Genomic DNA, 22,555 nt, shown 5'->3' on the forward strand with positions numbered 1-22,555 from the left:
ACCCGGACCTCTCCGAAGGTCGACGCTCCTACACCACGCGCGGGGGCACTATCAGTTGCAGGTCCTCGGCTACGCAGGCGGATACGATGCGGTGCGGCGCTATGCTGCGGCGTGGGCGAAGTCGGAACGCGAGGCATCAGCCTCGGCCTATGTGCCGCTGACCTTCGCGCCTGGAGAAGCCTACCAGTTCGACTGGAGGTGAGGAGGATCAGGAAAGGCGCCGGTGGCGCGTTTCCCCGACGAACAGATCGTCCTGATCGATGGTGTGACCATGACGGTGAAGGTCGCTCATGTCCGGCTGTGCCATAGTCGAATGCTCTTCGTCAGGGCCTATCCACGCGAGACGCAAGAGATGGTCTTCGACGCACACGACCGGGCATTTGCGTTCTTCGGTGGCGCCTGTGCGCGGGGCATCTATGACAATATGAAGACAGCGGTGGAGACGATCTTCGTTGGCCGGGAGCGTGCCTACAATCGCCGCTTCCAGCAGATGTGCGGGCACTATCTTGTCGATCCGGTGGCCTGCACGCCTGCATCGGGATGGGAGAAAGGCCAGGTCGAGAACCAGGTCGGTGTGGTGCGTCGGCGCTTCTTCGTGCCGCGACCGCGCTTCAAAAGCCTTGCCGAACTGAATGCTTGGCTGCGAGATCGCTGCTTGGCCTGGGCCAAGTCCCACCCGCACCCCGAGCTGCGCGAGCGATCGACCTGGGACGTCTTCGAGGCTGAGCGCCCAAGCCTTGTGCCCTATGCTGGCCCCTTCGACGGATACCATGCGGTGCCGGCCTCGGTCTCGAAGACCTGCCTCGTCTGGTTCGACAACAACCGCTACTCGGTCGAGGCTCATGCCGTCGGCCGTCCCGTCGAGATCCGCGCCTATGCTGAACGCGTCGAGCTCTGGCAGGATGGAAAGCTCGTGGGTGAGCATGCGCGCGTCTTCGGACGCGGCAAAGATGTCTACGACCCGCTGCACTACATCCCCGTGCTCGCACGGAAGCCCGGTGCCCTGCGGAATGGTGCCCCCTTCAAGGAGTGGGAGCTGCCACCTGCTATGCGGCGGGTCCAACGCAAGCTGGGGAGAGCACCCAATGGCGATCGGCAGATGGTGGATGTTCTCAGCGCGGTTCTGACGGATGGGCTGGATGCTGTCGAAGCAGCGTGCGCTGAAGCGCTCGAGGAAGGCGTGCATTCCTCCGCCGTTGTTCTCAACATTCTGGCGCGCCGTCGGGAACCCGCGCCACCCCTGACAATCACCACGCCGGACGCGTCACGCCGCAGGCGCGCCTCTGGCACGACGCCTACGCTGCCAGCCGGTTGCCGATTGCACCCGCTACGACAGCCTCAGGAGACGAGATCATGGAAAGATCAAGGTTTTGGACGCGTCACGCCAGAGGCGTGCCTGCGGCCCGACGAGCCAGCTCAAGCTCTACGGAATGAGGGCGGCATATGACGAGATCATCGCGACCGGGGTGAAGCGCCAACACGAACCTCAGCAGATCGTGGGCGACCTTCTGCATGCCGAGATCAACGAGAGTGAGCCATGTGTGCGCCATTGGTTCAAGCACAATGGCGAACGCACGCTCGATCAAATACCAGATGACCATCGCGAAGCTGCCACTTGCCAAGGAAGTCAACGAGTTCGACTTCGAGGGCCGTTCATCGAGGCGCCATCGGTTCGAGCCCGATGGACGGCCCGGTCAATGAGACGCTGGTGCGCGACCTCGTCAGCGCGGAGTTCCTCGAGCAGCAGCGCAACGTCGTGCTCATCCACTGCCCGGCCGGGCATTGCGGAGCAATGTCCCGAGAGGGCTGGCACCGGGACCCGCAAGTCGCATCTGGCTGTCGGGATTGCCCGGGCCTGCATCCGCAGCGGCAAGAGGGGCCGCTTCTTCAACGTCGTCGACCTGGTGAACAAGCTCGATGCCGAGGCACGCGACGACAGGCAAGGACGCATCGCCGATCTCCTCTGCCGGATGGACTTGTTCGCCATCGGTCTCGAACGCATGGCGACGCGATGGCTCACTCCTCGACGAGCTTGGCTACCTGCCATTCGCCCAGACAGGCGGGCAACCGCTGTTCCACCTGATCAGTCGCCTCTACGAACGCACCTCGATCATCGTCACCACCAATCTGGACTTCGGTGAATGGCCCGTTCGCCAATGTCACTCGGACCAATGGCGCGACAAGGCTCACCTTCAGCGATGCAAAGATGACGACCGCGCTTCTGGATCGCCTCACCCACCGCGCCTGCGGCTTGCTCGCATCATCGAAACCGGCATCGAGAGCTGGCGCTTTAAGACACGCGCCTGATCAGCTTGCCCGAGCCGGCTGCGCGACTTGGGGGCTACGCCGCCCCGGGCAAGCTGTGCCAAACGAGGGGGTCATTATTGGACGCCGATAGGGGGTCAAAGTTCGCTGCCGATTGACAGCCTCCGGCAAATCCGGCGCGATTCACCCGCCCGCTGTTCCGGGTTTTCCTGACACGGGTTTTTGAAGGCGGCGGGGGAACCGGAGGCGGGGGATCGCCTCCGGCGGGCGTATTTGAGGAACAATGAAAGTCGGGTCAGGCGCGGGTGCTGCGGGTCCAGGGCTCGGCGCCTTTCACGTCGACGAAGACGCGGTAGACCGAGCTTGTCGCGGTGATGTACATGCGCTGGCCGTCGGGCCCGCCGAAGCAGAGATTGGCGACCACCTCGGGCACGAGGATCTTGCCCAGCAGCGTGCCGTCCGGCGCGAAGCAATGCACGCCGTCCCCCGCCGAGGACCAGAGGTTGCCCTCGATGTCGCAGCGCATCCCGTCGGGCAGGCCGCAGTCGAGCGTGGCGAAATCGCCGAGCGGCGTGAGCGCAGCGCCCTCCACCGCGTATTTGCGGATCACCGAGGGCACGCTGTCGTCATGGCTCGAGCCGCTTTCGGCCACGTAAAGGAGGCTCTCGTCCGGCGAGAAGCACAGGCCATTGGGCTGCGCGAAGTCCGAGATCACCGGCACCGGCGCGCCGCCCTCGGGCGGGATGCGGAAGACATGGCGGGCGGTTTGCTCGGGCTCTGCGCGGTTGCCCTCGAAATTCGAAATGATGCCGTAGGTCGGGTCGGTGAACCACACGGCGCCATCAGAACTGACCACCACGTCATTGGGGGAGTTGAGCCGTTTGCCCGCGTGCTCGGAGGCCAGCACGGTCAGCGATCCGTCGTGCTCGGTGCGCACCACGTCGCGCGTGCCATGGCGGCAGCCCACGAGCCGGCCCAAAGGATCGCGGGTGTTGCCATTGTTGAACTGGCTCTGCGCGCGGAAGGTGCTGAGCCCGCCGCTGGGCCCTTCGGTCCATTGGTACAGCGTCTGCGAGGGGATCTCGGAGAAGATCAACGCGTTCCGGTCGCCGAACCAGACCGGCCCCTCGGTCCATGTGAAACCGGTGCAGAGCCGTTCGAGCTTGCCCATCGGATGGACGAGGCGGCGAAAGCGCGCGTCAAGGATTTCCAGATGTTCGGGCGTGCGGATCATCGCTGGACCCTCCTCGTGCTGGCGGCAATCACGATGCCGATGATGATGAGACCGGTCAGCACCATGCGCACCCCGGCGCCGGCGCCGTAAGAGTTGAGCATGGAGACGACGAGGAACATGAAGAGCGAGGCGCCCCAGACGCCCGGCACATTGGAAAAGCCCCCGGCGATGGAGGTTCCGCCGATGACCACCACGGCGATCGACATTAGCAGGTATTCCGCCCCCATGTTGAGCGCCGCGCCGCCCGAGAAGCTGGCCAGCAGGTAGCCCGCGATGGCGGCAAAGACGGTGACGGCCACATAGGTCGCGGCGCGCACCGCCTCCACCGGCACCCCGGCGAGCCGCGCGGCGCGCAGGTTCTGTCCCGAGGCCAGCAGCCAGCGGCCCCAGACCGAGCGTTCAAGCAGCACCCAAATCAGCAGCGACAGGCCGAGCCCGACCAGAGCCACATTGGGAATGCCCATGGTGCGCCCGGTGGCGAAGTCGGCGAGCCCGGCGGGCGGCTTGATCCGCAACCCGCGGTTCGACCAGATCGCCAGCGACTGATAGACCAGCGAGGCGGCCAGCGTGGCAATAATGGGCGGCAGCCGCAGCAGGTAGATCAGCGCGAAATTGGCCAGACCTGTGCCGAAGCCCACGAGGATCGCCACGCCAAGCCCCATCCACGCCGTGCCCGGATCCGAGCCCATGGCCTTTAGCGCCAGCGTGCCCGAGAGCGTCATCGTGGCCGGGATCGACAGGTCCACATTGCCCGGCCCCAGCGTGATCACCAGCATCTGCCCGAGGCCGACGATGGCGGCGAAGGCCCCGAAGCTGAGCGCGGCATAGGCCAGTTCTCCGGCGCCGCGCCCCTCGGTCAGCACGACGGTCAGCGCGAAGGCGGCGGCGGCGGCGACCCAGGACCAGATCCAGGGTTTCGAGATGAGTTTCATGCGCGCCTCCTCAAGCCTGCGCGTCGCGGCGGGTGAAGAGCAGCCGCGCCGTCAGGACAAGGATCAGGATCGCCCCCTGCGCGCCGATCTGCCAATCGGGCGAGAGCCGCAAGAAGCTCAGGAAAGACGCGGCGAGGGTCAGGGTGAGCGCGCCGATGACCGCGCCCACCGGGCTGACCTTGCCGCCGGTGAACTCGCCGCCGCCGAGGATCACCCCCGCGATGCTCAGCAGCGTGTAGCGCAGCGCGATATTGGCGTCGGCCGAGGTGGTCAGCCCGACCAAGGCCATCCCGGCAAACACCCCGAAGAGCCCCGCCAGCCCGTAAGCCAGCGCCTTCAGCCGCACCACCGGCCAGCCCGCGCGCTGCACCGAGCGGGCGTTGCCGCCGACCCCGCGCAGCACCGTGCCGATGCCCGAGCGGATGATCAGCACATGCGTCACCGCCGCGATGAGCACCGAGGCGCAGACCGCCATGGGCACATAGGGCGGCTTGACGGTCATCAGCGTGCGCAGCCAGCCGGGGCTCGCGCCACCGGGCGAGGGGAGGATGAACAGAGCCAGCCCGCCCCAGACGAAGGACATGCCCAAAGTCACCACGATGGCGGGCAGGTCGAGCGCGTGGATCACCGCGCCAAGCGCGGCGTAGCTCAGCACCAGCGCCAGCAGGATCAGAACACCCAGCATGGGGCTGTCATTGAGGAAGGTCGCGGTCACGCAGGCCACCAGCGACACGAAGGCACCAAGCGACAGGTCGATGTCATTGACCATGATGATCATCATCTGCGCGATGGTCGCCAGCGCGATGGGCACCGCGAGGTTGAAGAGCAGGTTGAGCCCGAAATAGCTCATCGCCCGCGGCTGCATGTAGAAGGTCGCCGCCAGCAGCACCGCCAGCGAGACCACAGGCAGCAGGATCCGGTATTTCGCAAAAAGCTTCACGTCACGCCCCTTCCATCTCGAAAGAGGCTTCGAGGATACGTTCCTCGGTGATCTCGTCGCCGGTCAATTCGGCAGAGATCTCGCCGTTGCGGAACACGAAGACGCGGTCGCATTGGCAGACCTCCTCGGTTTCGGTCGAATACCAAAGGAAGGTGCGGCCCTTGGCGGCCTCGGCGCGGATCATGGCGTAGACGTCCTGTTTGGTGCCCACGTCGACGCCGCGCATGGGATCGTCCATCACCACCACCGGGGCGGAGGACGCCAGCGCGCGGGCAAAGAGCACCTTTTGCTGGTTGCCGCCCGAGAGCGACAGAATGGGGTTGGTCACGTCATCGGTGCGGATGCCGATGCGTTTTTTCCACTCGGCGATGATCTCGGCCTCGCGGGGGCGGTCGACCATGCCGCGTTTGGCGATCTGCGGCAGGATCGAGATCGACGCGTTGCGCAGGATCGACCAGAGCGGCAGCACGCCATCCCGGCCCCGATCCCCGGCGACAAAGACCATCCCCGCCTCGCGCGGGCTGCGCCACGAGGAGGTGGCCCCAAGGTAGAGCCGGGCCAGCGCCTCGGCCTGCCCATGGCCCGCGAGCCCCGAGAGGCCGACGATCTCTCCTTCGCGCGCGCAGAGCCCTTCGGGCGTGTGCACGACTTCCGCGCCCTGCACCCGCGCCGCCTGCGCCGCCGTGCCCTCGGCGGCCACATGGCCCATGGCGTCCACCAGCCCCTGACGGGTGAAGCCTCCGGCGGGCTTCTCGGCGACGACCTTGCCGTCCTTCATCACGAGGATGCGGGTCGCAACCTCGAAAATCTCGCCCAGCATGTGAGAGATGAAGATCACCGCGCCGCCTTGCGCGCAGAAGGTCTTGATGTGGGTGAGCAACTGCTCGGCGATGCCCGCGTCGAGCGACGAGGTGGGCTCGTCGAGGATGACCAGCCGCGCTTCGGTGCCGCGCGGGGCAAAGCCGATGGCGATCTCGACCATCTGCCGCTCGGCGATGGTCAGCGTGTCGACCGGCGCGTCGGCGTCGATGCCATGGCCGGGAAAAACCTTATCCAGCGCGGCGCGGATCTCGGCGCGCGCAGGGGGGCGCCAGTTCAGCCCGCGAAGCGCGGAATGCGAAATGCGGAGGTTCTCTGCCACCGTCAGGTTCGGGCAGAGCGAAAGTTCCTGAAACACCGAACGCACCCCGGCGGTCAGCGCGTTTGCCGCTCCCGAGGCGGGAAAGGTGACGGTGCCCGAGGAGGGCGCGAGCCCGCCATTGACCACGTTGACGAGCGTGGATTTCCCGGCGCCATTGTGGCCGACAAGGCCAAGGCAGTCTCCCGGAGAGATGGACAGGCTCACGCCGTCGAGCGCCCTGACCGGACCGAAATGCTTGGCGGCATCGGTCAGGGCGACGATCGGCGCAGCCGCTTGGGCTGCGGTACTCATCGGGGGTTACATGGCCCCTGCGATGACGGACTTGGCGTCGTCGAGCGTGTAGACCGTGTTGGCCACCGAACCTTCGGGCGTGGTCTCGAGCGCTTCGTCGAGCGTGTCCTGCGTCACCTTCAGGAAGGGCACGGTCAGATCCTTGGGCACCTCGGCACCGTCCAGCACCTGCTGCGCCACCCAGAAGGCCAGCGAAGCCACGCCCGGCGCGATCGACAGCGACATGGTCTCATAGCCGTTGGCATCGCGTTGCTCGGCCCACCACTGCATCTCGTCCTGACGGTTGCCAAGTACGATCAGCGGCGTGTCGCGGCCCGCGGCCTTGAACGCCTGCGCCGCGCCGTACCCGTCGCCGCCCTGCGTCACCACGCCCACGACATCGGGCAGCGAGGGCAGCACGCCCGCCACGGCCTTTTGCGCCACGTCCTGTGCCCAGTCGCCATGCACCGAACCGACGATCTCGAACTGGCTGTTCTCGCTGACGCCTTCCTCGATGCCCGCATGGATCTCGTCATCCACGAAAACCCCGGCAAGGCCGCGGATCTCCAGCAGGTTGCCGCCTTCGGGCAGACGCTGCGCGAGATACTCGACCTGCTCCTTGCCCATCGCCTTGAAGTCCACCGCGATCCGCCACGCGCAGGGCGCGGTGACGATGCCGTCAAAGCTGACCACGGTGACACCCGCGTTGCAGGCCTCTTCCACGGCTCCGTTCAGCGCGGTCGGCGAGGCGGCGTTGAGGATGATCGCGTCATAGCCCTGCAGGATCATGTTCTGGATCTGCGCGGCCTGTTCGGTCGCTTGGTTCTCAGAGGTGGTATAGGCGTCCGCCGCAGCGACAACTCCTTCCTCGACAGCCTTGGAGCCGACCTCCTGAAAGGTCTGCAGCATCGCCTGACGCCACGAGTTGCCCGCGTAATTGTTCGACAGCGCGATGCGCTTGCCGGACGTGTCGGCCATTGCGCCGCCTGCCACCATGGCAAGCCCCGCCGCGCCGAGCAGCATCCGGGTTCCGAATTGGAACTTGGTCATTCTCCCTCCCATCGCCCTTTGCGGGCGCTCACTGGTCGCCCGTCCTCCACGGGCACGCCCATGCTGCCCCTGCGGCAGCTGCCCGTAAAGTGTGCGGCCCGCAGATCGCTTGCGGAAAGCCGCAAGATCTCTGCGGGAAAAGGTGTTTTCTTCTGCAGCGTAACGCGCCATCTTGCGGAGACGCGCAAGAGGAGGCGCGTGGGGAGGCATCATGAATTCACCGCAAGCGGCCCGTGCCGCGCAAGGCAGGTCTGCGCCCGTAGCGCAGGCCGCCGCTGGGCTTGGCAGACAGACCGTGTTCGACGCGATCAGCGCGCGGCTGTCCGAAGAGGTCGAGATAAGCGCCGCGCTTGCGGCGATCGCGCCGCTTATCGCCGAGGTGATCCCCTTCACCCATGCCGACATCTGCCTGCACGACAGCCCCGGCTGGGTGGTCAGCTATGAGGCGGGGATCGAGACCCGCTGGTCGCACCGCCGCACGAGGGTGCATTACTCGCCGGTACGCGATCTGCTGCAGGGCCGTTGCGAGCTGATGATCAGTGCCAATGCCATGGAGGACCCGCGCTATACGTTCCCCGGCGCCTGTTGCGAGCCGATCCTCAACCATCGCCTGCGCGCGCGGATCAATGTGCCGCTGCGGGTCATGGGGAAGGTGACCGGCACGCTCAACATCTCGCATGAGACCGAAGGCTTTTACGACAAGGGTGACGCCGCGCGGCTTCAGCACCTCGGCAATCTGCTCGCCCCGTGGTTCCACGCGCTGCATGCGGCGCGCAAGGCGCAGCAGGCGGCGCATTTCCGTGCTGCCGCGCGGGACGAGGCCGAGGGGCTGCGGCAGGGGGCTCTGGAACTGACCCAAACCCTCGAGCAGGAGCGCCAGCGCATCGGCATGGATCTGCATGACCAGACGCTCGCCGACCTGACGCGGATCCTGCGGGATCTGACCGGGGATGCGCCGCTGGACCGCGATCTGCTTGCCGAGCGCGTCACCGACACGATCGACGATCTGCGCGCGCTCATCGACACCGCCGTGCCGACGCTGCTCGATCTTTTTGGTTACGCCCATGCGGTGCGCGTCCATCTGGAGCGCGCGGTGGGTGCCGAGCCGGTGGAAGTGGACGTCGAGGATGAGACCGATGGCGCGCCGGACCGGCTTGGCTCGACTGCGCGCACCGCGCTCTTTCGCATCACACAAGAGGCGATCAACAACGCCGCGCGTCATTCGGGCGCGCGCCGCATCCTCGTCTCGGTGAGTTCCGAACCCGCCCGGCGCCTGCGCGTCACGATCAGCGACGACGGCAGGGGCATCGGCCCCGAGGTCGGCCGCCGGTCCGGGCTCTCTCATTTACGTACCCGCGCCCAGCTGATTGGCGCCGATCTTGAAATTGTGGCCGATCGCGGCACCCGCGTGACCGTCACCCTTCCGGAGAACGAAGAATGAAAGTCTTGCTTGTCGAGGACGACCAGTTTCACGCCTCCTATCTGCAGGACGCGCTTGCCGAGGCTCTGCCCGAGGTGACCGAGATGCTGCATGCCTCCGATGGTGCCGCTGGCGAGGCCGAGGCCCGTGACGGCCGCATCGAGGCGGTGGTGATGGATCTGCAGATGGACGGGCGCAACGGCATCGAAGCTGCCCGCGCGATCTGGGCCGAGCGCCCCGGCACGCGCATTCTGTTCTGGTCCAATTACTCCGACGAGGCCTATCTTCGGGGCATCTCGCGCATCGTGCCCGAGGACAGCGCCTATGGCTACGTGCTGAAGACCGCCACCCGCGAGCGTCTGAAACTGGCGCTGCGCGCGGTGCTGATGGAGGGGCAGATCATGGTCGACCGCGAGGTGCACCGGCTGCAGCGTCGCACCGCCTCGCCGCGCAATGCGCTGGACGAAAGCGAATATGCGGTGCTGCTCGATCTTGCGCTTGGGCTGCAGGACAAGCTGATCGCCGAGCGCCGCGGCATGTCGCTGCGCACCGTTCAGAACCGGCTGCTGTCGCTCTATGACAAGCTTGGGGTCGAGGGCGAGGACATGGGGCCGGCCCTGAACAAGCGGGTCAAGGCGCTGTCACGCGCCTTCACCACCCGCACGCTCAACGTCGAGACGCTGGAAAGCGCGCAGCGCGAGTATGAACGCTGGCTCGCCGGGCGTGCGCGGGCGGTGCACTAGGTGCGGTCTGGCTCGGGGTCTGAAAGGCGGGCAGGGCCCTAATTGTGACCATAGGGCGGCGGCAAAGGCGGACGGAGGTCTGAGGCAGGCAGGGTCGTTTGAAGGGCGGAAACAGTTCTTCAGCACATTTTACCTTCGGGTTTCGCGCTCAAGCACAGTGCCCATTGAAACCCCGATATTGTCTCCGCTCCGTCCAAGTCCTGCCCCATTCCGGGACGATACCGATATCAGACGAGCGATTGTGAGGGTATGGGTATGGATCGACTGACCGAAATGGAGGCCTTTGCCATGGTCGTGGACCAAGGAGGGTTCACAGACGCGGCAAAGAAGATGGGGATCTCGAAGTCGGCCGTCTCGAAACATGTCTCCTCGCTGGAGGCCCGGCTGGGTGCGCGCCTGCTCAACCGCACGACGCGCCGCGTCTCGCCGACCGAGATCGGGCTTGCCTATTACGACCGCGCCCGCCGTGTGCTGAACGACGCAGGCGAAGCCGACGCGCTGGTCACTTCCATGCAATCGGCCCCTTCGGGACTGCTGCGCATCTCGGTTGCGACGGATTTCGGAGTGAACCATCTGAGCCCGGTTCTGGGCGAGTTCCTTGCCGAATTTCCCGACATCACCGTCAACATGGTGCTCAACAACCGCTACGTCGAATTGATCTCGGAAGGCTTCGACATGGCTGTGCGCATCGGCGAGTTGGAAGACAGCACGCTGCGCGCCCGCAAGCTCACCGATACCACCAAGCGGATGATCGCCTCGCCGTCGTACTTCCAGAAGTTCGGGCGTCCGATGCGGATCGACGATCTCAACGAGCACAAGCTGCTGCATTATTCCAACCAGTCGTCGGGCAACGTCTGGAAGGTGACCGCGCCGTCGGGCGAAAAGCGTCAGGTGCGCACCGCTGGCTGGCTTTCGGTCAACGATGGGCAGTCGCTGCTCAACGCTTGTATCGCGGGTCTCGGGATCGCCTATCTGCCGTCGTATCTTTACGCCGATGCGATGAAGCAGGGGCTTGTCGAAGATGCGATCCCGGATCTGCCGGTCGAGACGCAGGGCATCTATGCGGTTTATCCGCCGGGCCGTTTCACCCAACCGAAGGTCCGCGCCTTCATCGACTTCCTCGTCCATGCCTTCGCCGACAAGGGCCCGCAGGCCTGGTAAACGTTTTTCCTCAGGCTGTTCGATCCAAGCCAACCTGCACCCCGGCGCGACCGGGGTGTTTTTTTGTCTGGGGGCAGGGTGCCTTCTAGATGGCGGCTGCGATGGTGCCCACGCCGCTCGCGGGCTGAGACAATCCAGCAAAGAGCATCATGCTGCGGGAAACAATCCGGTCAGCGCAGTCTGCCGCGCTGGCCCCGGTGTAGACCGCCGGGCGCAGACCGTGGCTGTAGATACCGTAGAATGCCTCGACCGCATCGTCGATTTCCGTGTCGCTGCGGTGCGCAAAGCGGGGCTCATCGCGCAGCGCCTGCCAAAGCGGCGCAAGCGCCTGCCGCAGCTGCTGTCGATTCTCGGCTTCGGTCTCTGCGGGCCATTGCCAGAAATAAGCCTGCATCACGGCCATCAGTTGCGGGTCGGACAGATCATCTTCGGCGAAGACGGTCACGATATGGCGCAGCTTTTCCTCAAACGTCGTAAAGGCCTGCAAAGATCCCGACAGCCTGTCGATTTGCGCCGCATTGTTGTCTTGAATGAGCGCATAGAGCAGCCCGGCCTTGGAATGAAAGTAGACGTGAATCATCCCGTGCGTGACACCGGCGGCGCGGGCGATCTCGGTAACCGAGACATTGTGGTAGCCATGCTTATCAAATAGGCGCCGGGCGGCGGTAATCAGCCGGGCGCGCGTGGCGGCACTCTTTTCCTCTTTGGTGCGATGGCGGAAAGGTTTTGGGGTCATGTGGCTGAGATTACGGCACATTTGAGGAAAGTCCATGACATTGTCAGTAACAGTGTAATTAACAATGTTGAAAAACTGTCTAATGGACTACATAAGCCGCGGCGGGGCACTACCCAGTAAGGTCTTTGGAGAGTCGGAATGGACAAGTTTGCCGAGTTGCGTGCGTTCACACATGTGATGGATCACGGCGGGTTCACCGCTGCGGCAGAAGCACTCGGAATGTCGAAAGCGGCGGTCTCAAAGAATGTTGCTGCGCTGGAACGGCGGCTTGGCCTGAAGCTCTTTGAACGCACCACCCGGCAGGTCCGCCCGACCACCGAAGGCAATCACTACTACCGCTGGACCCGGCAACTGCTGGCCGAGGCCGACTGGGCCGACACCTGTGCGCGCGCGCTTGCAGAGCCGCAAGAGGCCGCGCTGCGCATCGCCGCGCCGGCGGAACTGGTCGAGCATATGATCCTGCCGCGGCTCGGTCGCTTTCTGGCGTCGCATCCCGATGGGTCGGTGGTGTTCGAGCCCGCCGGGACCGAGGGCTGCGATATGTCCATCTCGACCGAGACAGGCGACGTGATGGACGGGCGCCCGCTGGCAGTGAGCACCCATGTGGTGGTGGCCTCCTCGCTCTATCTCGCGACGCAGGGCCGCCCCAACAGCGCCAGCGATCTGGCCTCGCATCGGTTGCTGCACCTGCCGTCCGAGCAGGAGAGCGTGATCTGGACGCTGACCGACCGGCGCGGCGCGGACACCCCGGTGACCACCGAGCGGCGGATCGAGCTTTCCGACACCCGCACCGTGCTTGAGGCTTGCCTTGCCGGTCTGGGCATCGCTTGCCTGCCGGATTTCGTGGTGGCGCGGGATCTGGGGGTAGGGCGCCTGACCCGCGTGCTGCCCGACTACGACACCGAACGGCGCGTGGTCGTCTCGCGCACCGAAGTGGGCGGCCCGGCGCGCGAGCTTGCGATGCAGTTCGAGGCCTATCTCGACACGGTGCTGCGCGAGCAGGGCGCTCCGATCTCGGGACGGATCGGCGATCTGGTCCCCTGAGGCGTCAAAGCTGAGATCAGTCGGTGGTCACTCCACCGCTGGCAGCAGCACGACCTCGACACGGCGGTTCTCTTTCCGGCCTTTCTCGACAAGATTGCTTGCCACAGGCGCGAGATAGCCCGCGCCATCGGCCTCCATCTGTGCCGCCGGGATATCGTGGCGCTGCCGCAGATAGCTGCGCGCGGCGTCGGCCCGCTTGCGCGAGATCGCCACATTGGCCTCAGCCGAACCCGTCGCATCGGTGTGCCCCACGAAGAGCACGCGCCGCGCGGGATCCTCGCGCAGGAAGCTGGCCAGCCGGTCGAGCGAGTCGATCGGCCCCTCTCCGAGTTCATCGGCGCCGGACGCGAAGGCGAGATCGCGCAGGATGGCATGGCCGTTCTCTTGCAGGGTGTCGATCAGGTCGCGCTCGGCGCTGGCAACCACGGGCGCTGCGTTGGCGTCTTCGCTGCTTTCGGCCTCGGAGGCTCCGGGCACTTCAGGCGCGACGGTCGCGGGCGTAATTGGCGTGACGCGGACCACCTGCAGGAAACCCGCCGCAGGGCTGCGGCTGGCAAGAACGGTGAGAACCTCTCCGCCGGGTCCGCGCGCCGAGAGAAAACGGTAGGCGGTGAGGTCGACATACATCGCCGGCGCGCGCATCACCTCGGTGGCGAAGCGGAAGTCAAAGCCGCCGCAGCTGTGCGCTTCGCAGTCGAGCAAGATGTCCCAGCCCGCATCGACGAACTGCGCGCGCAGCGGGTCGATGATCTGCAGGACCGTGAGCCCCGAGGCGTCGAGCCGCCACGCCTGTCGCTGCACGCGGCCCTCAATGGTGGTGGTGGGCAGCCCTTCCATCTCGGTCCACGGCGCGATCGGCACGGCGTAGCTGCCGGGATCGGTGATGCGCTCTTCCGCCAGCCGGGCGGTTGCGGGCAGCGAAAGGTCGAGCGCCGCAACTGGCGCTGCACAGAGAAGCGACAGCGCGAGGGCAGGGAGAAGGCGCTTAGCGCGCCTGCGTGTGGTAGTCGTCATTCGGCCGCATATCGGTGGCGCTGGCCACCCGGTTGGTCATGTTGAAAAAGCCCGCCACATTGGCAATGTCCCAGATGTCGCGCTCAGAGAACCCCGCGTCGCGCAGGGCTTCGCGGTCATATTCGGCGATCTCGGCGCTGGCCTTGGTCATCTTCTCGGCAAAGCTCAGCATCGCGCGCTGGCGGTGCGGCAGGTCGGCGACACGCCAGTTCATCACCAGCATCTCGCCAAGTTGCGGATCCCCCGACAAGTCGCGGACGGCGGCGCCATGGGCGGTCAGGCAGTAGAAGCAGCGGTTGATCGACGAGACCACCACGGCGATCATCTCGCGTTCCAGCTTGGACAGGCCCGAGTCCGCCAGCATCAACTCGTTGTAGAGCCCGGTGAAGGCGTCGAGCTTGGCGATGTCGAAGGCATGGGCTTTCAGGACGTTGGGCACCATCCCAAGCTTGTCCTCGCAGACGTCGAAATACTTCTGGGTGCGCTCTGGAAGCGGGTCGACCATCGGCAGATCGAGGGCGGTGGGTCTGTCCTTGGTCATGCGCTCATGTCCCGGGTTTGATGCGGTAGTGGTACTGTCCCACAAGCACCATCCCGAGGGAAGCATAGAGGCCATTGGCCGCTTCGTTGTCGCGCAGGCAGACCACCGACATCCATTTCGCGCCCCGGTCCTCGGCCCAGATCGCGGCGCGGCGCATCATGGCCTTGCCAACGCCCTTGCCGCGGTGCGCGCCCAGAACCTCCAGCGCGTGCACCATGGCGATGCCGTCGTGGATGCCGCAATAGCCCGCCCCGGCAGGCTTGTCGGAGACGCGCCCGAAGAGCGCCGTCTTGGGGCATTCGGCGCGTTCCATCACCCCGACGCGCGCCGGGCCGATGCCGCCTTTGGCCCAGATCTCGCGCATCACCGCCAGCGGCTCCCAGAGCGAGAAGGCGCTCATCCGGTGCGGCGGCGTCTGCGTCAGCCGGGCAATCGGGCAGGCCCAGAGGTTGACCTCGTCGATCAGCTCATAGCCGCGGGAGTCGAGCGCCACGTCCAGCGCCGTCTCTCCGGCGCGGATCATGAAGAGCGGCTGCTGTTGCATCATGCGCTGCGCCTGTTCGGCGGCCTGCAGATCGTCGGGGCTCCAGCCATCCTCGGCGGTGATGCACGACACCCGCTTGCCGCCGCCCGCGCCCTGTCGCAGCAGCCACGGACCCGCGGCCACCTTTGAGGCGGCGGGCCAAGTGGTGTCGATCGTGGCGTAGAGGCTTGGAAGGTCTGGCGTCATCTTGGCACTCTGCCGGCGGCGCGGCCGGTACGGGTTACATCCTTGCCATCATCTATGGCGGCTGTGGCGGGCGAGGGCAATCGGCCCGGTCAGCTTGCGGGAAAGAGCGCGGCGAGGCGCGTCATTGCCGCATCGACCCGCGCGCCCTCGGCGCCGCGGATGACGATGTTCGCGCCGTAAATCCCATCTTTCTGGAATGGGTAGGATCCGATCGACAGATCGGGGAAATCCGCCGCGAGCTGCGCCAGCGGTCCGGCAATCTCGCCTTCGCCGCGTTCGATCCGCAGGGATTGCGAGAGCAGCGGCGCGCCGCCGGTCAGCTTTGGCAGCACCGAGGCCACCATCGCCTCGAACACCGACGGCACACCGGCCATCACATGCACATTGCCAAGGGTGAAGCCGGGCGCGATGGAGACCGGGTTGTCGATCAGCGTCGCGCCCTCGGGGATGCGTGCCATACGCTGGCGCGCCTCGTTGAACTCGCGTCCCGACCGCTCGTAATGCGCGGCCAGCAGGTCATAAGCGTCCTGCCGCACGCCGATCGACGCGCCAAAGGCGCCTGCTACCGCGTCGGCGGTGATGTCGTCATGGGTCGGGCCGATCCCGCCCGAGGTGAAGAGGTGATCATGGGCGTCTTTGAGCGCGGTCACCGCCGCGACGATGGCATCATGTTCGTCCGCCACCATCCGCGCCTCGCGCAGGTCGATGCCGTGCTTCGTCAGCTCCTGCGCCAGATAGTGCATGTTCGAATCGCGCGTGCGACCGGCGAGGATTTCATCTCCGATGACCAGCATGGCGGCGGTGGGATTGGGCATGGTCCGGGCTCCTCGCAGGGCTTTTGGGGTAGGGCGCGCTGATCGCGGCTTGCCCATGGTATAGGCCCCGGCGCGGAGCTTTCAAACCCCTGCAGTCAAAGGGAATGCCGGCTTTTGTGAGCGTCGGTCGGGCTGCTGGATGCGACGTGCGCTCTCCTTATGCGTGCGCGGGGTGCCTTCACAGTCAGCCGCTTGCCTAAAATGGAGGCTGTGACGCAACGTCTGCCGGTGAGAAATCACTGGACAGTCACCAATTCTTCATGTGTTGTGTTCACGACACGACATTCCGGTCGACCCACTGGCGCAAGGCGCTCAGCAGATCGACCAGCATGATGGCGCTTTGGGAGGAGTAGCCATCTGCAACGATCCGGTCGCCCCTTCGGGAGGGTTTGGGGCGGCCGGATACCCCTTCAGCTAAGCATCGTTTACCAGCGCGCAACCGGCGCATAGAAAATTTTGTACCGGGCCGATCATTCTGTGGGTCGCTCGGCGCATTTGCTCAATGTATGAGCAAATGTTTCGGGTCGTGCACTCAGTTCGCAAACTTCCCTCATTCCAGAAACAGCAGATGCCCTCTATTGCTCACCTTTTGAGCAGAGGCATCGCGCGCCTGTTGCTATGACGTCACGGCAAGACAGGTCTGCAAAGCTGACCATTGTGCGGCGCTGCAGCATTGGCTAACTTCAAGACACGACGCAGCGATGCGTCAACGGGTTTCCTGGGGCTCTCTCCTCCTCCCTGAGCTCCGGAAATTGGCGGCGATCCCTCTCCTCCTCCCTGGGATCGCCGCTGCTCCCCTCTCCTGACAAATCAGCACTTAAAGGCCTGATAGACCCACCGGGAACGTTCTCGGCATGGGCCTGTTCGCGTTTCTGACAAGGCAACAGCAAGCGCATCACTCGCCTCTCCCCAGTCTATTCGTTTTTCGAATTTTCGGCGGCTGAGTTATCATAGTCAGATATATTCTCAGGCCTCCGCATCTGACCTAGGGTCTCTCTCGAAACAACCAGAGGGACCGACATGGGCGCGCTTGATGGCATCCGAGTACTGAGCTTCAACCACTTCCTGTCCGGCCCGGCGGCCGCGCAGCACCTTGGCGACATCGGTGCCGATGTCATTACGGTCGAGCCGCTGAATGGCGCCTTCCAGCGCAATTGGGCGGTGGCCAACCGCTTTGTCGATGACACGTCGGTCAACCATATCACCACTGGCCGCAACAAGCGGTCGATCGCCGTGGACCTCAAGTCGCCCGAGGGCATCGCGGCGGTGAAGCGGCTGATCGAGACCGCCGATGTGGTGATGGAAAACTTCCGCCCCGGCACGCTCGACAAGCTGGGCCTGTCGGAGGCTGAGATGCGCAAGGTGAACCCGCGCATCATCTACGCCACAACCACCGGCTACGGCGCCGATGGCCCCTATGCCAAGCGCCCGGGGCAGGACGTGCTGCTGCAGGCCATGGCCGGGCTCGCCGCGCATACCGGCAGCATGGAAAGCGGCCCTGTCGCGGTCGGCTCGGTGCCGATCGACCACCACGCGGCCGCGCTGACGGTCGCAGGCATCGTCGCGGCGCTCTTCGAGCGCGAGCGCACCGGCACCGCCCGCCGCGTCGAGGTGAACATGCTGCAGGCCGCGATGGATCTGCAGGGCGAGTCGATCACCGCATGGATGAATGGCGCGGATCGCGCCGGGCCGCGCGGCTCGGACGGTATGGCCACATGGTTCAGCCCCGCGCCCTACGGCATCTACGCCACCAAAGATGGCCACGTGATGATCTCCATGTCGACGCCGCCGCAGCTGTCGGGTGCGCTCGGCCTGCCGCAACTGGCAGAGCTCTCCGCCGACGAAGGCTTTTCCAAGCGCGGCGAGATCTCCCGCATGGTGAGCGAGGGCATGGCGGCGCTGAGCACCGAAGAGGCGGTGGCCAAGCTGACCGAGGCCGGGGTCTGGCACGAGGTCGTGCAGGATTACGATGGGCTGAAGAGCAACCCGCAGGTGCAGCACCTCAATGCCTTCACCGAGGTCGAAAGCGGCAAGGGCACGCCCATGGTCATGCTCTCGCATCCGGTGCGCTACGACGGCGAGACCCCGCCCGTGCGCCGTGCGCCCCCGGCGCTCGGCGGGCAAACCCGCGAGGTGCTGGCCGAGGCAGGTCTCTCCGCAGACGAGATCGAGGCGCTGATCGCTTCGGGCGCCGTGGTCGAAACCGACAAGATGCGCAGCTGAGCCGCGCCACCCTCCCAAGCAAGATACCCAGCAGGACAAGACAGATGGATTTCACGATCTCCGACGAGATGAAGATGATCACCGACGCGGTTGGCCGTTTCGTTCGCGAAAAGGTCCAGCCGCTCGAGCAGGAGACGGAAGAGCACGCGCAGATCCCGCCCGAGAAGCTGGCGGCGGTGAAGGCCGAGGCGCAGGAGCTGGGCCTTTACGCGATGAACATGTCCGAAGAGGTCGGCGGCGCGGGCCTCGGCGTGATGGACATGTGCCTCGTCGAAGAGCAGCTCGGCCAGACTTCCGACGCGCTGATCCGGCGCATCTTCGGGCAGGTCTACCCGATGCTGGAGGCCTTCGAGGGTGATCTGCGCGACAAATACCTCTACCCCACAGTCAAGGGCGACAAGATCTGCGCCATGGCGATCACCGAGCCCGGCGCCGGCTCGGACGCGGCGGCGATCAAGACCAACGCCTATCTCGACGGCGATGAATGGGTGCTGAACGGCACCAAGCATTTCATCTCCGACGGCGATATCGCCGACTACGTGATCGTCATGGCGGTCACCGACGCCGAGAAGCGCGCCCGCGGCGGCATCACCCTGCTGATCGTCGACAAGGGCACCCCCGGCTTCACCGTGGCACGGAACCAGAAGATGATGGGCCACCGCGGCTACGGCCATGCCGAGCTCAACTTCGACGATGTGCGCATCCCCAAGGGCAATGTGCTGGGCGAGGTCGGCAACGGCTTCAAGGTGATGATGGCCAATGTCGGCGGCATCCGCCTCGGCCACATCGGCGCGCGCGCCGTGGGTATGGCGAGCCGCGTGCTCGAGATGATGCGCGAGCATGCCGCCACCCGCCAGCAGTTCGGCCAGCCGATCGGCGATTTCCAGATGGTGCAGCAGATGATCGCCGACAGCGCCATGGAGATCTTCGCCACCCGCATGATGGTGCTCAACACCGCATGGGAAGTCGATCAGGGCCTCGACCCGCGCGACAAAGTGTCGATGGTCAAGGTGCAGGCTTCGGAAATGCTCGGCCGCGTCGCCGACCGCGGCATTCAGGTCTTTGGCGGCTACGGCTTCACCAAGGAACTGCCGCTCGAGCGCATCTACCGCGACGCCCGCGTCACCCGCATTTACGACGGCACCTCGGAAGTGCACCGCATGCTGATCGCCCGCTCGGTGATCAAGCGCGGCCTGACGCTCTGAGCCGCCCCCTTCATTGTTCCCCAAATACGCCGGGGGTCCGGGGGCTGGCCCCCGGCCCGGCGCAACAGACGAGACAGCGATGACACAGGATCTTCCCGAAACCGGGGCCGCCATCACCTTCCGCAAGACGATGACCGTGGCCGAGCAGGGCTTTTTCACCGGCATCACCGGAAATATGACCAAGACCCACGTCGACCGGGCCCATGCCAAGAGCGCGGGCCTTGCCGATATGTCGGTCTTCGAGCTGGCCGCCTCCGGCCTGCTGACCACCGCGCTTGGCCGCCTCGCAGGCCCCGCATGGCGCATCGGCGACTTCTCGGTCTCCTTCTCCCGCGCCTTCCCGGTGGGCAGCTCGCTCGCCGCCACCGCGACCGTCACCGAGGCCTCGCCCGAGGCTATCTCCTGCAGCCTGTCGGTTCTGGTCGAGGGCGAGGAGGTGATCACTGGCAGCGCGCGCATGCTGCCGCTGGGGGCCTGAGCATGTATGACATCCGCAATATCGACGAGCTGGAGGTGGGCGACCGCGTCAGCGTCTCGAAGACCATCACCGAGGCCGATGGCGCCATGTATATCGCCGCCAGCGGCGATTTCGGCCCGGTGCATGTGGACGAGGGCTATGCCTCGACCACCCGCTTTGGCGAACGGCTGGCGCCGGGCATTCTGGTGGCGGGCATCTGCACCTCGGTGCTGACCGCCGAGCTGGTGGGCACCGTCGGTGTGTCGATCCGCGACTGCTTTTGGTTCACCGGCGCTGTGCGTTACGGCGACACGATCACCTTCGACATCTGGATCTCCGGCAAGGACGAAGAGAACCGCACCGTCGACTGGCAGGCCAGCGCGAAAAACGAAGAGGGCGTCGAGGTACTGAAAGTCGACGCCACGCTGAAATTTCCGAGAAAGAGAGTAATCGCATGACCCTGACCGGTAAGGATCTTCGCGGCATCACCGTTGCCACCGTGCTGCCCTTCGACGAGGCGGGCGCGATCGACTGGGACGGCTATTCCGCCGTGCTCGACCATTGCGCCAAGCCCGAGACCACCGATTGCGTCTTCGTCAACGGCCACGCGGGCGAGGCCACCGCGCTCACCGACGCCGAGAAGGTCGAGGTGATCAAGCGCACCCGCGACCAGATCCACAAGGACCAGCCGCTGCTTGCGGGCATCGTGCCGACCGGCATCCCCGACGCGCTGCGTCAGGCCGAGATGCTGCGCGAGGCGGGCGCTGATGTGGCGGTGATCTTCCCGCCCGAGGCGCTTGGCGGCGGCAATGCCAACACGTCGGCGGCGGTGAAAATGTATGAGCTTCTGGCGCGCGAGATCCAGATGCCGCTGTCGCACTTTCAGTTCCCCATCGGCTCGGGCTTTGGCCTCGCGACCCCGGTGCTGGCCGAGATCGCGCAGATCCCCGAGGTCATCGCGATCAAGGAAGGCTCGGCGACGCTGCTGGCCTATGACGAGAACCGCCGCGCGGTGAAGGCCGCAGGCCCCGACACCGCGATCCTGCCGTCGAACTTCCACTGGTTCTTTGCGCAGGTCGCTCTGGGGGGTGACGGTATCCTGTCGGGCCTTGCCAGCCTCGTGCCCGGCCTGCTGGCCGATCTGTGGCAGGCGTCGGAAGAGATGGATCTGGCCAAGATGCGCGCCGCCAACGACCGGCTCTATCCGGTGGTGCGGGCGATCTACGGCCCGGCGCCGGTGATCGACATGCACACCCGCATGAAGGACGGGCTGCAGATGATGGGCGTGATCAAGAACGCCGCGCCGCGTCTGCCGCTGCTGCCGCAGTCCGAGGCCGTGCGCGAGGGCGTGCGCAAGGCGCTGATCGCCGCCGAGGTGCTGTGATGAGTGCGGCGGCGCATGGCGGTCTCTACGCGGCGACGATCTGCCCGATGACCGAGGAGGGCGCGCTTGACCGCGCCAGCCTCGAGCGGCACTTCCAGACCGTGCTGTCCGATCCGGGGCAGGCGGGTCTGCTGCTCAACGGCCATGCGGGCGAGGGCATTCACATGACCCGCGCCGAGCAGGCCGAGGTGGTGCGCATCGCGCGCGAGGTGGCCGGCAAGCGCCGCATCCTCGCCGCGGTCAGTGCCGAGACCACCGCCACCGCCGCCGCCGATGCGCAGGCCGCGCTGCGCGCCGGGGCCGATGCGATCATGGTCTTCGCGCCGTTCTCTTGGGCGCTGGGGGCCGATCCGCGCGCCATCGTCGCGCATCACCGCGGCATCGCCGAGGCGACCGGCGCGCCGGTCTACCTGTTTCAGGGCTCGGTCGGCTCCTTCAAGCTGGCCTATACGCCGGATGTGCTGCGCCAGCTGCTCGAGATCGACAGCGTGGTCGGCATCAAGGAAGGCAGCTGGGAGACCAAAGCCTATGAGGTCACCCGCCGCATCGCCCGCGAGATGCGCCCCGACGTGGCCGTCATGGCCTCGGGCGACGAGCATCTCTTTCCCTGTTTCATGCTTGGCAGCGACGGTTCGGCGGTCAGTCTTTCGGCGCTGGTGCCGGAACTGATCACCGGGCTCGACGCCCATGTCCGCGCTGGCGAGATCGAAGAGGCGCGGGTGATCCACGAGGCGCTCTTTGGGCTGGCCAAGCTGGTCTATGCCGCGCCCGGCCATCTGGCCGCCGCGCGCCTCAAGGCCTGCCTTGCCGAACTGGGACGGATCGACAGCCCGGCCTGCCGCGCCCCCACGCCGCGCATCGAGCCTTCGGAGCTTGCCGCGCTGATGACCGCCCTTTGTCCCTGTCTGGAGCTGATCCTGTGACCCAACTGCAAACCCATATCGTCTTTGTCGACATCGACCCCGAGGATGAGGCCGCCTTCGACGAGTGGTACGAAAAGACCCATCTGCCCGACATTCTTGCTTGCCCGGGCTGGCTGGACGCGCGCCGCGAGAAATGCATCGAGGGCGGACCGCGCCATGTGGCGATCTACACGATCACCGGTCCCGAGGCCTATGAAACGCCCGAATTCAATGCTATCAAAGGCTTCGGGCCGTTCACTGACAAGGTGCGCAACTTTCACCGCATCCGTCTGACGCAAAGCTGAGGCGGCCCGTATGGGACTGGGAAAGCCGGGACTGGCAAAGTCA

21 protein-coding genes and 2 pseudogenes are annotated in these 22,555 nt (G+C 65.7%); 13 read left to right on the forward strand and 10 right to left on the reverse strand.

Annotated features, from left to right (window positions below):
- Positions 1–1,447, forward strand: a pseudogene (gene istA / locus G0A00_RS11175) (IS21 family transposase); the annotation flags it as partial.
- Positions 1,431–2,307: pseudogene (locus G0A00_RS11180) on the forward strand (ATP-binding protein). The pseudogenes istA and G0A00_RS11180, both read left to right, overlap by 17 nt.
- 253 nt (positions 2,308–2,560) lie before the next feature.
- Here the strand turns inward: G0A00_RS11180 and G0A00_RS11185 are convergent.
- The 5 genes from G0A00_RS11185 to G0A00_RS11205 are packed head-to-tail and all read right to left on the reverse strand — an operon-like array spanning position 2,561 to position 7,832.
- Positions 2,561–3,499, reverse strand: a complete 939-nt coding sequence (locus tag G0A00_RS11185; protein ID WP_164180541.1) for an SMP-30/gluconolactonase/LRE family protein — start codon at positions 3,497–3,499, stop codon at positions 2,561–2,563.
- Entirely contained in the window at positions 3,496–4,431 is a 936-nt protein-coding gene (locus tag G0A00_RS11190) for an ABC transporter permease (protein WP_164180539.1), read from the reverse strand. The genes G0A00_RS11185 and G0A00_RS11190 overlap by 4 nt, the downstream gene beginning before the upstream one ends.
- Positions 4,432–4,441: 10 nt before the next feature.
- The gene (locus G0A00_RS11195; protein ID WP_368667692.1) at positions 4,442–5,371 is read right to left on the reverse strand and encodes an ABC transporter permease; all 930 of its coding nucleotides are present in this window, start codon (positions 5,369–5,371) and stop codon (positions 4,442–4,444) included.
- 1 nt (position 5,372) lies between these two features.
- On the reverse strand, positions 5,373–6,803 hold the full coding sequence (locus G0A00_RS11200; protein WP_164180537.1) for a sugar ABC transporter ATP-binding protein: 1,431 nt from the start codon (positions 6,801–6,803) through the stop codon (positions 5,373–5,375).
- 6 nt (positions 6,804–6,809) lie between these two features.
- Entirely contained in the window at positions 6,810–7,832 is a 1,023-nt protein-coding gene (locus tag G0A00_RS11205; RefSeq protein WP_164180535.1) for an ABC transporter substrate-binding protein, read from the reverse strand.
- Between the two features lie 211 nt (positions 7,833–8,043).
- Here G0A00_RS11205 and G0A00_RS11210 point away from each other — a divergent pair, with 211 nt between their 5' ends.
- The 3 genes from G0A00_RS11210 to G0A00_RS11220 all read left to right on the forward strand — a co-directional run bounded on the left by G0A00_RS11210 (position 8,044) and on the right by G0A00_RS11220 (position 11,156).
- Positions 8,044–9,273, forward strand: coding sequence for an ATP-binding protein (locus G0A00_RS11210; protein WP_164180533.1), 1,230 nt, complete (start codon positions 8,044–8,046; stop codon positions 9,271–9,273).
- Complete coding sequence (locus G0A00_RS11215) at positions 9,270–9,995, forward strand: response regulator transcription factor (RefSeq protein WP_066110153.1); 726 nt, start codon at positions 9,270–9,272, stop codon at positions 9,993–9,995. The genes G0A00_RS11210 and G0A00_RS11215 overlap by 4 nt, the downstream gene beginning before the upstream one ends.
- 255 nt (positions 9,996–10,250) lie before the next feature.
- Positions 10,251–11,156 (forward strand): LysR family transcriptional regulator, encoded by a 906-nt coding sequence (locus G0A00_RS11220; protein ID WP_164180532.1) that lies wholly within the window; start codon positions 10,251–10,253, stop codon positions 11,154–11,156.
- A gap of 85 nt (positions 11,157–11,241) precedes the next feature.
- Here G0A00_RS11220 and G0A00_RS11225 read toward each other — a convergent pair whose 3' ends face one another.
- On the reverse strand, positions 11,242–11,928 hold the full coding sequence (locus tag G0A00_RS11225) for a TetR/AcrR family transcriptional regulator (protein WP_164180530.1): 687 nt from the start codon (positions 11,926–11,928) through the stop codon (positions 11,242–11,244).
- 102 nt (positions 11,929–12,030) lie between these two features.
- On the opposite strand from G0A00_RS11225, the gene G0A00_RS11230 reads away from it, so the two are divergent.
- Positions 12,031–12,936, forward strand: coding sequence for a LysR family transcriptional regulator (locus G0A00_RS11230; RefSeq protein ID WP_164180528.1), 906 nt, complete (start codon positions 12,031–12,033; stop codon positions 12,934–12,936).
- A gap of 27 nt (positions 12,937–12,963) precedes the next feature.
- Here G0A00_RS11230 and G0A00_RS11235 read toward each other — a convergent pair whose 3' ends face one another.
- From G0A00_RS11235 to G0A00_RS11250, 4 genes are all read right to left on the reverse strand, one after another.
- A complete protein-coding gene (locus tag G0A00_RS11235; RefSeq protein ID WP_164180526.1) occupies positions 12,964–13,950 on the reverse strand; it encodes an OmpA family protein in 987 nt (328 codons plus the stop codon).
- Positions 13,922–14,491, reverse strand: a complete 570-nt coding sequence (locus G0A00_RS11240) for a peroxidase-related enzyme (protein ID WP_066110144.1) — start codon at positions 14,489–14,491, stop codon at positions 13,922–13,924. The genes G0A00_RS11235 and G0A00_RS11240 overlap by 29 nt, the downstream gene beginning before the upstream one ends.
- Positions 14,492–14,495: 4 nt before the next feature.
- A complete protein-coding gene (locus G0A00_RS11245) occupies positions 14,496–15,221 on the reverse strand; it encodes an N-acetyltransferase (protein WP_164180524.1) in 726 nt (241 codons plus the stop codon).
- Positions 15,222–15,310: 89 nt separating this feature from the next.
- Entirely contained in the window at positions 15,311–16,036 is a 726-nt protein-coding gene (locus G0A00_RS11250) for a molybdopterin-binding protein (RefSeq protein WP_164180522.1), read from the reverse strand.
- Between the two features lie 1,020 nt (positions 16,037–17,056).
- On the opposite strand from G0A00_RS11250, the gene G0A00_RS11255 reads away from it, so the two are divergent.
- The 7 genes from G0A00_RS11255 to G0A00_RS11285 all read left to right on the forward strand — a co-directional run bounded on the left by G0A00_RS11255 (position 17,057) and on the right by G0A00_RS11285 (position 22,512).
- A complete protein-coding gene (locus G0A00_RS11255) occupies positions 17,057–18,259 on the forward strand; it encodes a CaiB/BaiF CoA-transferase family protein (RefSeq protein ID WP_164180520.1) in 1,203 nt (400 codons plus the stop codon).
- Positions 18,260–18,303: 44 nt separating this feature from the next.
- On the forward strand, positions 18,304–19,464 hold the full coding sequence (locus tag G0A00_RS11260) for an acyl-CoA dehydrogenase family protein (protein WP_164180518.1): 1,161 nt from the start codon (positions 18,304–18,306) through the stop codon (positions 19,462–19,464).
- 79 nt (positions 19,465–19,543) lie between these two features.
- Positions 19,544–19,942 (forward strand): MaoC family dehydratase, encoded by a 399-nt coding sequence (locus G0A00_RS11265; RefSeq protein ID WP_164180516.1) that lies wholly within the window; start codon positions 19,544–19,546, stop codon positions 19,940–19,942.
- A gap of 2 nt (positions 19,943–19,944) precedes the next feature.
- The gene (locus G0A00_RS11270) at positions 19,945–20,379 is read left to right on the forward strand and encodes a MaoC/PaaZ C-terminal domain-containing protein (RefSeq protein WP_164180514.1); all 435 of its coding nucleotides are present in this window, start codon (positions 19,945–19,947) and stop codon (positions 20,377–20,379) included.
- Positions 20,376–21,305 (forward strand): dihydrodipicolinate synthase family protein, encoded by a 930-nt coding sequence (locus tag G0A00_RS11275; RefSeq protein WP_164180512.1) that lies wholly within the window; start codon positions 20,376–20,378, stop codon positions 21,303–21,305. Before G0A00_RS11270 ends, G0A00_RS11275 begins: the two co-directional genes overlap by 4 nt.
- On the forward strand, positions 21,305–22,228 hold the full coding sequence (locus G0A00_RS11280) for a dihydrodipicolinate synthase family protein (protein ID WP_164180510.1): 924 nt from the start codon (positions 21,305–21,307) through the stop codon (positions 22,226–22,228). The genes G0A00_RS11275 and G0A00_RS11280 overlap by 1 nt, the downstream gene beginning before the upstream one ends.
- On the forward strand, positions 22,225–22,512 hold the full coding sequence (locus G0A00_RS11285; RefSeq protein WP_066110124.1) for a DUF4286 family protein: 288 nt from the start codon (positions 22,225–22,227) through the stop codon (positions 22,510–22,512). The genes G0A00_RS11280 and G0A00_RS11285 overlap by 4 nt, the downstream gene beginning before the upstream one ends.
- Positions 22,513–22,555 lie beyond the last annotated feature (43 nt).

This window comes from Salipiger sp. PrR002, from assembly GCF_010500775.1.
Classification (GTDB): Bacteria; Pseudomonadota; Alphaproteobacteria; order Rhodobacterales; family Rhodobacteraceae; genus Salipiger.

Excerpts from the sequence above, each read along its gene's own strand:
- G0A00_RS11225 (WP_164180530.1), bottom strand. The coding sequence starts at position 11,928 with ATGGACTTTCCTCAAATGTGCCGTAATCTCAGCCACATGACCCCAAAA.
- G0A00_RS11220 (WP_164180532.1), top strand. The coding sequence starts at position 10,251 with ATGGATCGACTGACCGAAATGGAGGCCTTTGCCATGGTCGTGGACCAA.
- G0A00_RS11265 (WP_164180516.1), top strand. The coding sequence starts at position 19,544 with ATGACACAGGATCTTCCCGAAACCGGGGCCGCCATCACCTTCCGCAAG.
- G0A00_RS11270 (WP_164180514.1), top strand. The coding sequence starts at position 19,945 with ATGTATGACATCCGCAATATCGACGAGCTGGAGGTGGGCGACCGCGTC.
- G0A00_RS11210 (WP_164180533.1), top strand. The coding sequence starts at position 8,044 with ATGAATTCACCGCAAGCGGCCCGTGCCGCGCAAGGCAGGTCTGCGCCC.
- G0A00_RS11245 (WP_164180524.1), bottom strand. The coding sequence starts at position 15,221 with ATGACGCCAGACCTTCCAAGCCTCTACGCCACGATCGACACCACTTGG.
- G0A00_RS11280 (WP_164180510.1), top strand. The coding sequence starts at position 21,305 with ATGAGTGCGGCGGCGCATGGCGGTCTCTACGCGGCGACGATCTGCCCG.
- G0A00_RS11205 (WP_164180535.1), bottom strand. The coding sequence starts at position 7,832 with ATGACCAAGTTCCAATTCGGAACCCGGATGCTGCTCGGCGCGGCGGGG.
- G0A00_RS11255 (WP_164180520.1), top strand. The coding sequence starts at position 17,057 with ATGGGCGCGCTTGATGGCATCCGAGTACTGAGCTTCAACCACTTCCTG.
- G0A00_RS11250 (WP_164180522.1), bottom strand. The coding sequence starts at position 16,036 with ATGCCCAATCCCACCGCCGCCATGCTGGTCATCGGAGATGAAATCCTC.
- G0A00_RS11235 (WP_164180526.1), bottom strand. The coding sequence starts at position 13,950 with ATGACGACTACCACACGCAGGCGCGCTAAGCGCCTTCTCCCTGCCCTC.
- G0A00_RS11190 (WP_164180539.1), bottom strand. The coding sequence starts at position 4,431 with ATGAAACTCATCTCGAAACCCTGGATCTGGTCCTGGGTCGCCGCCGCC.
- G0A00_RS11230 (WP_164180528.1), top strand. The coding sequence starts at position 12,031 with ATGGACAAGTTTGCCGAGTTGCGTGCGTTCACACATGTGATGGATCAC.
- G0A00_RS11200 (WP_164180537.1), bottom strand. The coding sequence starts at position 6,803 with ATGAGTACCGCAGCCCAAGCGGCTGCGCCGATCGTCGCCCTGACCGAT.
- G0A00_RS11240 (WP_066110144.1), bottom strand. The coding sequence starts at position 14,491 with ATGACCAAGGACAGACCCACCGCCCTCGATCTGCCGATGGTCGACCCG.
- G0A00_RS11215 (WP_066110153.1), top strand. The coding sequence starts at position 9,270 with ATGAAAGTCTTGCTTGTCGAGGACGACCAGTTTCACGCCTCCTATCTG.
- G0A00_RS11275 (WP_164180512.1), top strand. The coding sequence starts at position 20,376 with ATGACCCTGACCGGTAAGGATCTTCGCGGCATCACCGTTGCCACCGTG.
- G0A00_RS11185 (WP_164180541.1), bottom strand. The coding sequence starts at position 3,499 with ATGATCCGCACGCCCGAACATCTGGAAATCCTTGACGCGCGCTTTCGC.
- G0A00_RS11260 (WP_164180518.1), top strand. The coding sequence starts at position 18,304 with ATGGATTTCACGATCTCCGACGAGATGAAGATGATCACCGACGCGGTT.